The sequence below is a fragment of the Cytobacillus eiseniae genome (assembly GCF_017874625.1).
Classification (GTDB): domain Bacteria; phylum Bacillota; class Bacilli; order Bacillales; family Cytobacillaceae; genus Cytobacillus; species Cytobacillus eiseniae.
Window position 1 is genome coordinate 209,425 of record NZ_JAGIKZ010000002.1, and the last position, 13,940, is coordinate 223,364.

Annotated in this window: 16 protein-coding genes; all 16 read left to right on the forward strand. The window is 37.8% G+C overall.

Features of this window, described 5'->3' with window-relative positions:
• Nucleotides 1–23: 23 nt before the first annotated feature.
• The gene (gene ftsY, locus J2Z40_RS03200; protein ID WP_066393529.1) at nucleotides 24–1,013 is read left to right on the forward strand and encodes a signal recognition particle-docking protein FtsY; all 990 of its coding nucleotides are present in this window, start codon (nucleotides 24–26) and stop codon (nucleotides 1,011–1,013) included.
• Between the two features lie 995 nt (nucleotides 1,014–2,008).
• Nucleotides 2,009–2,341 carry a putative DNA-binding protein gene (locus tag J2Z40_RS03205; RefSeq protein ID WP_066393531.1) on the forward strand — a complete coding sequence of 111 codons (333 nt, stop codon included), beginning with the start codon at nucleotides 2,009–2,011 and terminating at the stop codon, nucleotides 2,339–2,341.
• Nucleotides 2,342–2,352: 11 nt separating this feature from the next.
• On the forward strand, nucleotides 2,353–3,705 hold the full coding sequence (gene ffh, locus J2Z40_RS03210) for a signal recognition particle protein (protein WP_066393533.1): 1,353 nt from the start codon (nucleotides 2,353–2,355) through the stop codon (nucleotides 3,703–3,705).
• A 107-nt stretch (nucleotides 3,706–3,812) separates the two neighbouring features.
• Complete coding sequence (gene rpsP, locus J2Z40_RS03215; RefSeq protein ID WP_053475639.1) at nucleotides 3,813–4,085, forward strand: 30S ribosomal protein S16; 273 nt, start codon at nucleotides 3,813–3,815, stop codon at nucleotides 4,083–4,085.
• 12 nt (nucleotides 4,086–4,097) lie between these two features.
• The gene (locus tag J2Z40_RS03220; protein ID WP_066393534.1) at nucleotides 4,098–4,328 is read left to right on the forward strand and encodes a KH domain-containing protein; all 231 of its coding nucleotides are present in this window, start codon (nucleotides 4,098–4,100) and stop codon (nucleotides 4,326–4,328) included.
• Nucleotides 4,329–4,496: 168 nt separating this feature from the next.
• Complete coding sequence (locus tag J2Z40_RS03225; protein WP_066393536.1) at nucleotides 4,497–4,883, forward strand: YlqD family protein; 387 nt, start codon at nucleotides 4,497–4,499, stop codon at nucleotides 4,881–4,883.
• Nucleotides 4,884–4,894: 11 nt separating this feature from the next.
• Entirely contained in the window at nucleotides 4,895–5,413 is a 519-nt protein-coding gene (gene rimM, locus J2Z40_RS03230; RefSeq protein WP_066393543.1) for a ribosome maturation factor RimM, read from the forward strand.
• Nucleotides 5,413–6,156 carry a tRNA (guanosine(37)-N1)-methyltransferase TrmD gene (gene trmD, locus J2Z40_RS03235; protein WP_157087873.1) on the forward strand — a complete coding sequence of 248 codons (744 nt, stop codon included), beginning with the start codon at nucleotides 5,413–5,415 and terminating at the stop codon, nucleotides 6,154–6,156. The genes rimM and trmD overlap by 1 nt, the downstream gene beginning before the upstream one ends.
• A gap of 133 nt (nucleotides 6,157–6,289) precedes the next feature.
• Nucleotides 6,290–6,634, forward strand: a complete 345-nt coding sequence (rplS, locus tag J2Z40_RS03240) for a 50S ribosomal protein L19 (protein WP_066393547.1) — start codon at nucleotides 6,290–6,292, stop codon at nucleotides 6,632–6,634.
• A 427-nt stretch (nucleotides 6,635–7,061) separates the two neighbouring features.
• Entirely contained in the window at nucleotides 7,062–7,613 is a 552-nt protein-coding gene (gene lepB / locus J2Z40_RS03245; protein ID WP_066399221.1) for a signal peptidase I, read from the forward strand.
• A 24-nt stretch (nucleotides 7,614–7,637) separates the two neighbouring features.
• Entirely contained in the window at nucleotides 7,638–8,507 is an 870-nt protein-coding gene (gene ylqF, locus J2Z40_RS03250; RefSeq protein ID WP_066393549.1) for a ribosome biogenesis GTPase YlqF, read from the forward strand.
• 116 nt (nucleotides 8,508–8,623) lie between these two features.
• On the forward strand, nucleotides 8,624–9,400 hold the full coding sequence (locus J2Z40_RS03255) for a ribonuclease HII (protein ID WP_066393551.1): 777 nt from the start codon (nucleotides 8,624–8,626) through the stop codon (nucleotides 9,398–9,400).
• 6 nt (nucleotides 9,401–9,406) lie between these two features.
• Nucleotides 9,407–11,326, forward strand: coding sequence for a hypothetical protein (locus J2Z40_RS03260; RefSeq protein WP_157087814.1), 1,920 nt, complete (start codon nucleotides 9,407–9,409; stop codon nucleotides 11,324–11,326).
• Nucleotides 11,323–11,616, forward strand: coding sequence for an EscU/YscU/HrcU family type III secretion system export apparatus switch protein (locus J2Z40_RS03265; RefSeq protein ID WP_066393555.1), 294 nt, complete (start codon nucleotides 11,323–11,325; stop codon nucleotides 11,614–11,616). Before J2Z40_RS03260 ends, J2Z40_RS03265 begins: the two co-directional genes overlap by 4 nt.
• A gap of 191 nt (nucleotides 11,617–11,807) precedes the next feature.
• Nucleotides 11,808–12,968 carry an ADP-forming succinate--CoA ligase subunit beta gene (sucC, locus tag J2Z40_RS03270; protein WP_066393556.1) on the forward strand — a complete coding sequence of 387 codons (1,161 nt, stop codon included), beginning with the start codon at nucleotides 11,808–11,810 and terminating at the stop codon, nucleotides 12,966–12,968.
• A gap of 29 nt (nucleotides 12,969–12,997) precedes the next feature.
• Nucleotides 12,998–13,900, forward strand: a complete 903-nt coding sequence (sucD, locus tag J2Z40_RS03275) for a succinate--CoA ligase subunit alpha (RefSeq protein ID WP_066393557.1) — start codon at nucleotides 12,998–13,000, stop codon at nucleotides 13,898–13,900.
• Nucleotides 13,901–13,940 lie beyond the last annotated feature (40 nt).

Consider the following 13,940-nt stretch of genomic DNA (forward strand, 5'->3'; position numbering starts at 1 on the left):
GCAATAGAAAGTGAAGTGATAAAATGAGTTTCTTCAAAAAGCTAAAGGAAAAAATAACAAAACAAACAGATACAGTTACTGAGAAATTTAAAGATGGTTTAGCAAAGACACGTGATAGTTTTTCAGGCAAGGTGAATGATCTTGTTGCTAGATATCGAAAGGTGGACGAGGATTTCTTCGAAGAATTAGAGGAAATTTTAATCCAGGCAGATGTTGGATTTGATACGGTGATGAACCTTATTGAAGAATTGAAAATGGAAGTGAAGCGCCAAAATATACAAGATCCAAACGAAGTGCAAAGTGTCATTTCTGAAAAATTAGTTGAAATTTATGAAGCTGGCGGCGAGATATCTTCTGAATTGAATATACAAACAGATGCATTAACCGTTATTTTATTCGTAGGTGTGAATGGTGTTGGGAAAACAACAACCATTGGGAAACTGGCCCATAAATTTAAATCAGAAGGAAAAAATGTCGTTTTGGCTGCAGGTGACACATTCCGAGCAGGGGCAATTGAACAGCTTGAGGTGTGGGGAGAAAGAGTTGGTGTTGAAGTAATCAAACAAGGTGCTGGATCGGATCCGGCTGCTGTCATGTTTGATGCAGTTCAAGCGGCGAAATCCCGTAAAGCGGATATCCTCATATGTGATACAGCAGGCCGTTTGCAAAATAAAGTAAATTTAATGAAAGAGCTTGAAAAAGTAAAACGAGTAATTGAGAGAGAAGTACCTGGAGCTCCCCATGAGGTTCTCTTAGTACTGGATGCAACAACCGGGCAAAATGCAATGATACAAGCAAAAACATTCAAGGAAGCAACAAATGTAAGCGGAATTGTTTTAACAAAACTTGATGGAACAGCTAAGGGTGGAATTGTTCTAGCAATCAGAAATGAATTAAATATTCCAGTGAAATTTGTTGGACTTGGTGAAAAAATGGACGATTTGCAAGAGTTCAATGCAGAACAATACGTGTATGGGCTTTTTGCTGATTTAATGGAGAATGAAGAGGAATAATGATTAGTAGCTGGAAGTAAGCCTAGGCAGTTTGGTTGTGAAGAATAATAATCGAATTCATCGGCATGATCAGGCTTAATCATATATAGAATAAAATTGCATAGAAAAAGCAGAGGCTTGAGCATCCTCTGCTTTTTTGTGTAATTTAATGACCATATTTATCAACAAAGCTTCAATTATTGATGAGACAAAGGGATTTTGCTAAAGAATTCCCTAGTTATAACCGCGCTTACTCTTGGCATGCCTCAACCAATACGAGGTTCTCTTGGAATCCTTCATTTAAATTAAGCTTTTTATACTTAATGGAGTAACGAGTAGAAGTATAATAAGCGGAAATTTTCCGGTTAAATGCTGAATGAAGCTCTTTTTTAGGGAAATAAGCGGAATTTTTCCGCTTATGCAATGCAAAAGTAATGATTTTTGAATATTTCGAGTCAATAGGCGGAAAATCTCCGCTTATTTGAGCTTTTTTTATTAATAATTCCGAAATAAGCGGAATAATTCCGTCTATTTATTAGCTCGGGCGCTCAAGTTAACGCTTACAAGCTTGGACCTTCTTGACCTTAAATAAGGGGATTAATAACTTCCATCTCTTTCCTAGAAAATGACACAATTTGCACTGTTTTTGATTATACTCTTTAACATGTATAATATAGTGTGGCGTCAGCTATTGCCCACCAATTAATAATACTGATGCTAAATTTTTAGTTTAAAAAATAAAATGCTTATCAAAAATAGCAAGCAAATTTATACGCTCATTCACTTGCTAAAACACTTATACATGTTACATCTAAACCGATTGACTTAAAGTGAGTTCCAGCTGCTTCTTTTGTGCAACGAATGCTCTGGTGTTAACGAAATTAAAAATCAAGAAACCTGCTTTTTAATAGCTGAGCTATTTGTGTACATTTGTAAAGATAATTTCTTGACATGCAGAGTAGTTCTAGGTAAACTAACTATTGTAAAGGCTTTTCACTTAACAAGGGGGAGTTGGGATGTTAGAAAAGACAACGAGAATGAATTATCTTTATGATTTTTATCAATCGTTGTTAACTCCTAAGCAGCGAAGCTATATGTCCCTTTATTACCTGGATGATTTCTCGCTTGGAGAGATAGCAGAAGAATACAATATTAGCAGGCAAGCAGTGTATGATAATATTAAACGGACTGAAGCAATGCTTGAAGAGTATGAAGAAAAGCTGTTATTATTTCATAAATTTCAAGAGCGAGGCAAGCTTATCGTAAGAATCAAGGATCTACTTAAAGCTGATTCTACTGATACAACAACAATTATTCAGAAGATAGCTGAACTTGAGAAATTAGATTAGGAGGCGGCAAGATGGCATTTGAAGGATTAGCCGACCGACTGCAGAATACAATCCAGAAAATCCGCGGCAAAGGGAAAATTAATGAAGCGGATGTCAAAGAAATGATGCGAGAAGTACGTCTTGCTTTACTTGAAGCGGATGTTAACTTTAAGGTCGTCAAAGAGTTTGTTAAAAAGGTAAGTGAACGTGCTGTAGGTCAAGAAGTGATGAAAAGCTTAACACCTGGGCAACAAGTCATCAAGGTTGTTAAAGAAGAGCTAACAGAATTAATGGGTGGCGAGCAGAGCAAAATAGCTGTATCAAACCGGCCGCCAACGGTAATTATGATGGTTGGTTTACAAGGTGCTGGTAAAACAACGACCACTGGTAAGCTCGCAAACTTGCTTCGCAAGAAATACAACCGTAATCCTATGCTTGTAGCAGCTGATATTTACCGTCCTGCAGCTATTCAGCAGCTTGAAACACTTGGCAAACAATTGAATATGCCTGTATTTTCACTTGGAGATCAAGTAAGCCCTGTAGAAATTGCCAAACAAGCAATTGCAAAGGCGAAAGAGGATCATAATGATTATGTCCTTATTGATACAGCAGGTCGATTGCATGTGGATGAAGCATTAATGGATGAATTGAAGCAAATTAAAGAGCTTTCTAATCCAGATGAAATTTTCTTAGTTGTGGATGCGATGACTGGGCAGGATGCTGTAAATGTGTCAAAAAGCTTTAATGAGCTTCTTGGACTGACGGGTGTCGTTCTAACGAAACTTGATGGTGATACACGTGGAGGAGCAGCTTTATCTATTCGCTCTGTAACAGATACACCTATTAAGTTTGTTGGGCTTGGAGAAAAACTAGATGCTTTAGAATCCTTCCATCCAGAGAGAATGGCCTCTCGGATTTTAGGGATGGGTGATGTCCTCACTTTAATTGAAAAAGCGCAAGCGAATGTGGATGAAGAAAAAGCAAAAGAAATGCAGCAAAAGATGCGAACAGCTTCCCTCACATTTGATGATTTCTTAGAGCAATTGACCCAGGTTCGTAGCATGGGACCACTTGATGAATTGCTGAAAATGATGCCAGGAGCAAATAAAATCAAAGGCTTGAATAATCTTCAAGTCGATGAAAAGCAAATCTCTCATATTGAGGCAATTATTAAGTCAATGACAAAGGACGAAAAAATTCATCCTGAGACGATTAATGCAAGCAGACGTAAACGAATTGCAAAAGGAAGCGGTACAACAGTTCCTGAAGTCAATCGTTTACTGAAGCAATTTGAAGACATGAAAAAAATGATGAAACAAATGACAGCTTCATCACCTAAAGGAAAGAAAAAGGGTGGTTTTAAGCTTCCTTTTAATCCTTTTTAAGCAGTTGTAATCTTTTTTGAGTGATGTAAAGAAAAAACACTTTACAAACCATAAATCAATCTGATAATATATTATCTTGTGTGAAACTATTCGGAGGTGCTTTAATAATGGCAGTAAAAATTCGTTTAAAACGTATGGGAGCAAACAAATCTCCTTTCTATCGTATCGTAGTAGCTGATTCTCGTTCACCACGTGATGGACGCTTTATTGAAACAGTAGGAACTTACAATCCAGTAGCTCAACCAGCTATCGTTGAAATCAATGAAGAGTTAGCTCTTAAATGGCTTCAAACTGGTGCGAAGCCATCAGATACAGTACGTAATCTTTTCTCTAAACAAGGCATTATGGAAAAATTCCATAACGCAAAAAACGGTAAGTAATTTAACATTAAGATGAAAGAACTTATCGTGTCGATTGTGAAGCCCCTTGTTGATTTTCCAGAAGAGGTTCAAGTAACAACTTTTGAAGAAGAAAATCGCGTGACCTACCAGCTTTCCGTCAACAAGAATGACATGGGGAAAGTAATTGGAAAGCAAGGGCGCGTTGCGAAAGCAATACGAACTGTTGTCTATGCAGCAGGATCATCACAACAAAAAAAGATCTATCTAGAGATCAGTGAATAAGAATAGCGGAAGCAACTGCCTATTCCCGATAAGCATAAGACAGAATGGCTTATGATCTCGAGGGACTAGGAGCCGAAGCTAGACGATAAAAAAGGAGGGTTTATTTACCCTCCTTTTTTTCCAATTATAAATGTTTATCACGATTGTACCCTTAGGGAGGCGTGAATAATGAAAATCCTTCAAACGGTCGCAGTGCTGCAGGTTCTAACAGAAAAAAGTAAACAAGAGCTATTAGAAAGTTATTTAGTCAAGAAAAGGCAATTGGAGAAAGAATGTGATCAGCTTCAATTTGAACGTAAAAAAATTGAACGTACAAAAAAGTTTCAGCCAGAAACTTTGAAAAAACATTTTGAGAAAGAAATTCAAATGCGTCAGGAAAAGGTAAAACTACTTGATTTTCAAATAGAACAATTACATATACTACCGTTAGGAAGCGAATTGAAGGAAAAAGAAGTACAAGCTTGGATTGAGATAAAAGTAGGGGATTGCTGGGATAAAATACAAAGTGAAAAAGCAATCATTATTAAAGATGGAATGATTGCTGAAATACGCTAGAGGTGAAAAGGATGGAAAAATGGTTTAATGTTGGGAAAATCGTAAATACCCATGGCATAAAAGGAGAAGCGAGAGTTATTTCAAAGACGGATTTTGCTGAAGAGCGGTATAAGCCTGGCAATACGCTCACGTTATTTATGCCTGATTCAAATGACAGAATTGATCTTGTGATTAAATCACATCGAATACATAAGTCCTTTGATTTACTTACTTTCGAAGGGTATGAAAATATGAATGAGATTGAAAAAATGAAGGGCGGCATTTTAAAAGTATCAGAGAATCAGCTCGGACAATTGGAAGAGAATGAATTTTATTATCATGAAATTATTGGCTGTTCTGTAAATACACTAGATGGTGAAGAGGTCGGTAAGATACGAGAAATTCTTTCACCAGGTGCAAATGATGTATGGGTAATTAAAGGAAAAGGCGGGAAAGACATTTTAATCCCTTATATTGATGATGTCGTGAAAGAGGTTAATGTGAAGGAAAAGAAAATCATCATTGATCCAATTGAAGGACTGCTGTCATGATGAAAATGGATGTTCTTACCCTTTTTCCAGAAATGTTTGATGGTGTTTTAGGCCATTCTATTTTAAAAAGGGCGGCAGAGCATAATGCTGTTGAATATAATATCGTAAATTTTCGCACGTACGCGGACAATAAACATCAAACAGTTGATGACTACCCATATGGTGGTGGTGCCGGTATGGTATTGAAGCCACAGCCTATTTTTGATGCCGTTGCAGATTTACAGAAGAAGAGTACATCCTCACCGAGAGTAATTCTTCTTTGTCCACAAGGGGAAAAATATACGCAAAGAAAAGCAGAAGAACTTTCTCAGGAAGAGCATCTGATATTCGTTTGTGGTCATTATGAGGGATATGATGAAAGAATTCGTGAGCATGTAGTAACGGATGAAATCTCGATAGGAGATTTTGTTCTAACCGGTGGAGAGCTTGGAGCAATGGTTGTCATTGATAGTATTGTGCGCCTGCTGCCGGGTGTCCTAGGGAAAGAGGAATCGCATCAAAGTGATTCCTATAGTACAGGGCTACTGGAACATCCTCATTATACTAGACCAGCAGATTTCAGAGGAATGAAGGTGCCGGATGTTCTTACATCTGGCAATCATCGCTTAATTGATGAATGGCGAATGAAAGAATCGTTAAGGAGAACTGAGCTTCGACGACCAGACTTATTCGACCATATGGAGTTATCTGCTGAACAGAAAAAGTGGCTAGAGGAAATAAAAAAAGAACATGAAGAGCATTGAAGTTGTACGGTATATATGATACAATACTTTTTGTGACTTAGGCTGACATATTCAGTTTATTGTCTTATAAAGATGTTCCGCTGCAATGGATTGAGACATGTGCAAGAGCATCTGTTGGAAGGAGTTGAAAACGATGCATAAATTAATCGAAGAAATCACTAAAGAACAACTTCGTACGGACCTTCCGGCTTTCCGTCCTGGTGATACTGTACGTGTACACGTTAGTATTGTTGAGGGAACTCGTGAGCGTGTTCAGGTGTATGAAGGAGTAGTGATTAAGCGTCGTGGTGGTGGAATTAGTGAAACTTTCACAGTTCGTAAGATTTCTTACGGTGTAGGCGTAGAGCGTACATTCCCTGTACACACACCAAAAATTGCGAAGCTTGAAGTGATCCGTCGCGGTAAAGTACGCCGTGCGAAACTTTACTACCTACGTAATCTACGTGGTAAAAAAGCTCGTATTAAAGAAATTCGTTAATCCGAAAAGTGAAAACGCCTTGTTCAGCCCCGACAAGCATAAGATAGTCCGGTGGGAAGGTTGTTCTTTAACCTTCTTACCGGAATGGCTTGTGACCTCGAGGGGCTAGGCGTTGTAACTGGACAATAAGAAAAGCGAAAGGGAGCTTGTATATCAAGCTCCTTTTTCTTAGCAAATAAAGTATAAACACCAATCTGTCTGAGGACGATTCCCCATAAATATTGAAGAATGAGTCGGATGATAAATGGGCGTATTCTAGCAATTATTCTGCAATAAATAAATTTTTTTAACGAATAATAAGATTATAAGCCTCCCATCATGTTTTTTATGTGGGATTTTTGTAATATAGAGAAGTGGATTACAATCCAAATAAAAGCTTGGTGCTTTATAGATGGATTTATTTTTACTAGAGATTGGTGGGGAAAACATGGCAAAAAAGAAAAATGAAATTTGGGAATGGACAAAGGCACTTGTAATCGCAATTTTGTTAGCAGCAGTTATCCGATACTTTTTATTTGCTCCAATTGTTGTAGATGGGTTGTCTATGATGCCAACTTTACATGATCAAGACCGTATGATTGTTAATAAATTCAGTTATAAAATTGGAAACCCAGACCGTTTTGATATTATTGTTTTTCATGCGCCAGAAAATAAAGATTACATCAAGCGAGTGATTGGCCTGCCTGGTGATCGGGTTGAATATAAGGATGATACCCTGTTTATCAATGGGAAGGCATATGAAGAACCGTATCTTGATGATTATAAAAGCCAAGTAATCGATGGTCCTTTAACTGAACCTTTTACTCTAGAGGAAAAGATCGGCTCAGAAACGGTTCCTGAAGGCCATCTCTTTGTTATGGGAGATAACCGTAGATATAGTAAAGATAGCCGTCATATTGGAACGGTTCCAATGGAAAAAGTGCTAGGTAATACAGGGATTATCTATTGGCCAATCGAAGATATTCGACTTGTAAAATAAAGCGAAGGAATGGAGGTGGAAGTCTTGACTATTCAATGGTTTCCAGGGCATATGGCGAAAGCCCGCAGACAAGTAACAGAAAAACTTAAGCTTGTAGATATCATCTTTGAACTTGTCGATGCAAGAATTCCATATTCTTCTCGTAATCCAATGATTGATGAAATCATTCAGCATAAGCCAAGATTAGTGCTTTTGAATAAAGCAGATATGGCTGATCGGGACGCAACAAAGCAGTGGATTAACTACTTTCAAGACAAAGGGATTAAGGCCATAGCAATTAATTCACAAGCAGGGCAAGGAATGAAGGAGATTGTTCGTGCATCACAAGAAATTTTGCAGGAAAAATTTGATCGAATGAAAGCAAAGGGTGTAAAGCCTAGGGCCATTCGTGCAATGATTGTAGGTATTCCTAATGCAGGGAAATCGACGTTAATTAACCGGCTTGCGAATAAGAATATTGCGAAGACTGGAAATACACCTGGGGTTACGAAGGCGCAGCAATGGATAAAAGTTGGGAAAGAATTAGAACTTCTTGATACACCTGGTATTCTTTGGCCGAAATTCGAGGATCAAGAGGTCGGCTTAAAACTTGCGCTTACAGGGGCGATCAAGGATACGATATTAAACTTGCAAGATATTGCAGTTTACGCACTTCGATTTCTTCAAAATAAATATCCGGATCGATTGACAGAACGGTATAAGCTTGAAGTCATTCCAGAAGATATTGTCGAGCTATTTGACGAAATTGGTAAATTGAGAGGATGTCTAATCAGTGGTGGGGGAATTGATTATGATAAGGTCACAGATCTGATCATTCGTGATTTTCGCTCAGAAAAATTTGGCTCCATTACTTTAGAATATCCAAATGAACGGTTAGATCCAACCGTTCAGTAATCAAAGAAATAATGAATAAAAGTTCAATCTCTTAAAGGCCCTTCTTCTGCTAGAAGGCCTTTATTTTTTTCTCAAATTGCCGATACATATAGTATGTAATTTAAAGGGGATTAAGCATGGAGAAATTAACAATACGTGAAATAGAAGAAAAGCTAATAAGTGTAAACGGCCCAGATAGTATTTTTATGCAAACTTTACTGAATGACGAACGAAAAGGTGTTCAGCAGCTATTGAATAAATGGCTGAAATGGAAAGAGCAAGAAAGAAAAATATTTGAAAAGTATCTACTAATGACCAAATATGAAAAGAAGTATCTGAAGCAAGGCTATCAATTTATTGCTGGAGTTGATGAAGTTGGAAGAGGTCCTCTCGCTGGCCCTGTTGTTGCTTCTGCGGTTATTCTACCTGCTGATTTTTATTTACCTGGCATTGATGATTCAAAAAAGCTATCCGAACAAAAACGAAATGAATACTTCGCTAAGATTCACGAAAAAGCAATTGCAGTGAGTATTGGCATTGTTGATGTGAATGAAATTGACCAAATCAATATTTATGAAGCATCTAAAAAGGCGATGCTAGCAGCTATTTCAGGATTACATGTTCAGCCTGATTTTGTTCTTGTTGATGCCGTTAAGCTTGATACTCCATATCCGCTTGAAGCAATTATTAAGGGCGATGGGAAAAGCGTGTCCATTGCAGCAGCATCGATTATTGCAAAGGTAACGCGAGATCGGATGATGACGGATTTAGGAAAAGAATATGAGGCGTATGGTTTTGCAAAGCATATGGGGTATGGTACGAAAGCCCATCTTGAAGCCATACGAAAATATGGCATAACGCGCCATCATCGGAAAAGCTTTGCGCCCATCAAAAACTATGTAAAAAAAGAATAAGGTGAAATGATGAGCTCATTAAATATGGTAGATAGTTTATTAAGGCAAGAAAAGTCAATCCATTCAAAAGCAACATCCTTTAGACCTGGTCAAATTTTTAGCGGGAAAGTATTGAAATTGTTTCCAAACCAAATTGCAGAGGTGCAGGTTGGTTCGGGAAAGGTTATTGCACAGTTAGAAGTAGGTTTATCGGTGAATGACCGTCACTTTTTCCAAGTGCAATCAAATGATGGACAAATCCATTTAAAGGTTTTAGATGTAGTGAGTGGCAATGGTAAGCAGCCTTCAGTTGAGAACTTACTTAGACAAATGAACCTTCCAGTAACGAAAGAACATATTTCTCTACTCCAATTTTTTATGAAAGAACAACTCCCTATAACAAAAGATACGCTGCAATTAGCTGCTGACTGGCTAAAGAGCAGTACGTCACTTCAGGATAGCTTAGAAAGTATAAAGTTAATACTTAATAAGCAGCTTCCATTTACAAAAGATGTTTTTTTATCTCTCACTTCCGTTTTGAAGAATGAATCTTTTACTACTTTGATGGATGGTTTGAAGGCGCAATTAAGTCAAGTTCATTCAAATGGCCCTACATCGATCAAGTTAACAGCTTTATTAAATGAAATGACTCAAACCGATAAAGAAAAGATGAATAGCTTTGCTTTAATGAAATTGACGAAAGAATGGATTGGATCAAATGATGAATCTCAATCAAAAGCAGCCTTTCATTTATTACAAAAAGCAGGTTTTCTATCAACAGCTGCAAATGAGGCCGGGCTAATGAATCAATTGGCTGAAAAGTGGATGGATGCTGATGGAAAGTCGAGTTCCGCTTCTACTGTTGCCCATTCATTAGTTGAATTAATCGAAGGAAGCCGTACAGGAAACCGACAACAGCTTATTTTTTCACTAATAAAACTACAGGAGCAAATACGAAACAGTTCAAATCCTGTAGATGCTAAATTGCTTGAAACGCTCAATCAATTGCTGACAAATGTAAAAGTCGGAAAGGTAACACCGCCATTAAGTGATAATGATTTGCTCTCGGTGACGAAGGGGGTTCTTCGTTTGCAGCTCACTCCTGCTAATAGTATGCAAAATCAGTCTGTATTCATGAATCAGGCACTTTCAATCCTAAATGGGACAGAACAAGCTTTTACAAAGATCTCTAGCTTGTTAACGAATGATCTAGCGAAGCACTCTTCTACCTTTTCGAGCGAAGAGGATGCCTTGCTTTCGAGTATAAAAAGGGAAACACAGGTAATGGGAGTCCAATGGGAGAATTCAAATGCAGTTAATCATCAACTGAAGCAAATCATACGATCATTAGGTCTTTCGTATGAACATGGTGTCATCGACATGTTGAAAAATCCAGAAATAGATCGAACGAGCCAATTAGAGTCGCTTAAACCACTATTAATGCAGCTGCTAGCGGATGAAACAAGCGTCCCTGTGAAAGATGCGGCAGAGAAGCTTCTGTACAAAATTACAGGGCTTCAAGTGCTGTCACAGGAAATAGGCCCGATCCAACAATATGTTACACAAATCCCACTATCTTTTTCAGAAATGAAAACAGATTTAACGATTCAATGGAGTGGGAAAAAAACAGACCAAGGGAAAATTGATCCTAATTATTGTCGTGTATTATTCTATCTTCATCTTAGCGAATTGAAAGAAACCATTGTTGATTTGCAGGTACAAAATAGGGTGATGAACATTGCTATAATTAATGAACGAGAAGATCTAAAGCGATTAGCTGATCCTTTTCTAGTTAATTTAAAAACAAATTTAATGAAAATAAATTATCATCTATCATCAGTTACATTTGATAAACCGCTAGAAAATAAGGAAAACATTGAAATAAAAGGGAAGAATTCAACTTATATTCGTCCAAATAACTTTAATGGAGTGGACTTTAGAGTATGAACAAACAAGGAAGGATCATTAGAAAAGAAGCCGTTGCTTTAACATACGATAAATATGGAACAAATGCTCCTCGTCTTGTTGCTAAAGGGAAAGGAATGATTGCTGATAATATCGTTGAACAAGCAAAAGAAAATAAAATTCCCATACAAGAGGACCCATCACTAGTTGAGCTGCTTGGCAAGCTTAATATAAATGAACAAATTCCTGAAGAATTATATCAGGCAGTTGCGGAAATCTTTGCTTTTATTTATCGGACAGACCAAGAGGCAAAAGACAAACGAAAGAACTAGAAAATTCTATATTCAAAAAACAATTTTACTAGTCTATACTACCTACTTTCCTTAGAATATACTGTATTAGAATTTAGAAATTTTAAAAGAAATATAATATTTCACCTAATAAAGGTAGACAAGAATTGTGGAGTTTTATAAAATGAAAGCGCAGTTTAATTTTTGATGAGCTTATAGTAGGAGGATGGGAAATGAATATCCATGAGTACCAAGGTAAAGAAATCCTCAGAAAATACGGGGTAGCAGTACCAAATGGAAAGGTTGCTTTCACAGTTGAAGAAGCAGTTGAAGCAGCAAAAGAATTAGGCACACAGGTTTGTGTTGTTAAAGCACAAATTCATGCGGGTGGCCGTGGGAAGGCTGGCGGCGTTAAGGTTGCGAAGAATTTAGATGAAGTACGTACATATGCAAATGAAATTCTCGGCAAAACGCTTGTTACGCATCAAACAGGACCAGAAGGAAAAGAAGTAAAACGCTTACTTATTGAAGAAGGCTGTGACATTAAAAAAGAATATTATATTGGTTTAGTTCTAGACCGTGCTACTTCACGTGTTGTCTTAATGGCATCAGAAGAAGGCGGAACAGAGATCGAAGAAGTAGCGGAAAAGACACCTGAGAAAATTTTCAAAGAAGAAATCGATCCAGTTGTTGGTTTAAGTGCATACCAAGCACGTCGTATTGCATTTAATATCAATATTCCAAAAGAACTAGTCGGACAAGCAGTGAAATTCATGATGAGTCTATACACGGCTTACATTGAAAAGGATTGTTCAATCGCTGAAATTAATCCGCTAGTTGTGACAGGCGACGGAAAGGTCATGGCATTAGATGCGAAATTAAACTTCGACTCCAATGCATTATACCGTCAGAAGGATATTCTTGAGTACCGTGATCTTGAAGAAGAGGATGCAAAAGAAATTGAAGCATCTAAATATGACCTAAGCTATATTGCATTAGACGGAAATATTGGCTGTATGGTAAATGGTGCTGGCCTTGCGATGTCTACAATGGATATCATTAAGCATTATGGTGGGGACCCTGCTAACTTCCTTGATGTTGGGGGCGGTGCGACTGCTGAGAAGGTAACTGAAGCATTCAAAATTATTCTTTCTGATCCAAAGGTTAAAGGTATTTTCGTAAATATCTTTGGTGGAATCATGAAGTGTGACGTTATTGCTACAGGTGTTGTTGAAGCTGCGAAGCAAGTAGGCTTACAAGTACCATTAGTTGTACGCTTAGAAGGTACAAATGTTGACTTAGGTAAGAAGATCCTTGCTGAATCAGACATTGATATTGTTGCGGCTGAGTCTATGGCTGACGGTGCACAAAAGATTGTTTCCTTAGTTGGCTAAGCAATTGGAGATAAGAAAGGGGAATTGATGTGAGCGTTTTTATTAATAAGGATACAAAAGTTATTGTACAAGGAATTACGGGTTCAACAGCCCTTTTTCATACAAAACAAATGCTTGAATACGGAACACAAATTGTCGGCGGTACATCACCAGGTAAAGGCGGGTCTGAAGTAGAAGGTGTACCTGTATTTAATACGGTACAGGAAGCAGTTCATGCCACTGGGGCAACTGCTTCAGTTATCTACGTACCCGCACCATTTGCTGCCGATGCGATTTTAGAAGCTGTAGATGCAGACTTGGATTTAGCTATCTGTATTACTGAACATATTCCAGTATTAGATATGGTTAAAGTAAAACGCTATATGGAAGGCAAGAAGACTCGATTAGTAGGTCCAAACTGTCCAGGAGTTATTACTGCTGATGAATGTAAGATTGGGATTATGCCTGGATATATTCATAAGAAGGGCCATGTAGGCGTTGTTTCTCGTTCTGGAACGTTAACATATGAAGCGGTGCATCAATTATCAGAAGCCGGAATTGGCCAAACAACAGCAGTTGGTATTGGTGGAGACCCAGTGAACGGAACAAACTTCATCGATGTATTAAAAGCATTCAATGAAGACCCAGAAACATATGCAGTAATTATGATTGGTGAAATTGGCGGAACTGCTGAGGAAGAAGCTGCTGAGTGGGTAAAAGCAAATATGACAAAGCCAGTAGTTGGCTTTATCGGTGGACGTACAGCACCTCCAGGAAAACGTATGGGACATGCTGGAGCAATCATTTCAGGTGGAAAAGGAACAGCTGATGAGAAAATCCGCGTAATGAATGAATGCGGAATTGAAGTAGCTGATACACCATCTGTTATGGGAGAAACGTTAATTAAGGTACTGAAAGAAAAAGGCCTTTACGATCAATGTAAAACACATTAATTTAAAAAACAATAAAGTAGTCCCCTGAAAATGTGGGGGA

What these genes read in the sequence shown, in the direction of transcription:
- ftsY (WP_066393529.1), top strand. Translation starts at nt 24, where the DNA reads ATGAGTTTCTTCAAAAAGCTAAAGGAAAAAATAACAAAACAAACAGAT.
- J2Z40_RS03260 (WP_157087814.1), top strand. Translation starts at nt 9,407, where the DNA reads ATGATGAGCTCATTAAATATGGTAGATAGTTTATTAAGGCAAGAAAAG.
- lepB (WP_066399221.1), top strand. Translation starts at nt 7,062, where the DNA reads ATGGCAAAAAAGAAAAATGAAATTTGGGAATGGACAAAGGCACTTGTA.
- sucC (WP_066393556.1), top strand. Translation starts at nt 11,808, where the DNA reads ATGAATATCCATGAGTACCAAGGTAAAGAAATCCTCAGAAAATACGGG.
- J2Z40_RS03255 (WP_066393551.1), top strand. Translation starts at nt 8,624, where the DNA reads ATGGAGAAATTAACAATACGTGAAATAGAAGAAAAGCTAATAAGTGTA.
- J2Z40_RS03225 (WP_066393536.1), top strand. Translation starts at nt 4,497, where the DNA reads ATGAAAATCCTTCAAACGGTCGCAGTGCTGCAGGTTCTAACAGAAAAA.
- trmD (WP_157087873.1), top strand. Translation starts at nt 5,413, where the DNA reads ATGAAAATGGATGTTCTTACCCTTTTTCCAGAAATGTTTGATGGTGTT.
- J2Z40_RS03205 (WP_066393531.1), top strand. Translation starts at nt 2,009, where the DNA reads ATGTTAGAAAAGACAACGAGAATGAATTATCTTTATGATTTTTATCAA.
- rplS (WP_066393547.1), top strand. Translation starts at nt 6,290, where the DNA reads ATGCATAAATTAATCGAAGAAATCACTAAAGAACAACTTCGTACGGAC.
- rimM (WP_066393543.1), top strand. Translation starts at nt 4,895, where the DNA reads ATGGAAAAATGGTTTAATGTTGGGAAAATCGTAAATACCCATGGCATA.
- J2Z40_RS03220 (WP_066393534.1), top strand. Translation starts at nt 4,098, where the DNA reads ATGAAAGAACTTATCGTGTCGATTGTGAAGCCCCTTGTTGATTTTCCA.
- J2Z40_RS03265 (WP_066393555.1), top strand. Translation starts at nt 11,323, where the DNA reads ATGAACAAACAAGGAAGGATCATTAGAAAAGAAGCCGTTGCTTTAACA.
- ffh (WP_066393533.1), top strand. Translation starts at nt 2,353, where the DNA reads ATGGCATTTGAAGGATTAGCCGACCGACTGCAGAATACAATCCAGAAA.
- rpsP (WP_053475639.1), top strand. Translation starts at nt 3,813, where the DNA reads ATGGCAGTAAAAATTCGTTTAAAACGTATGGGAGCAAACAAATCTCCT.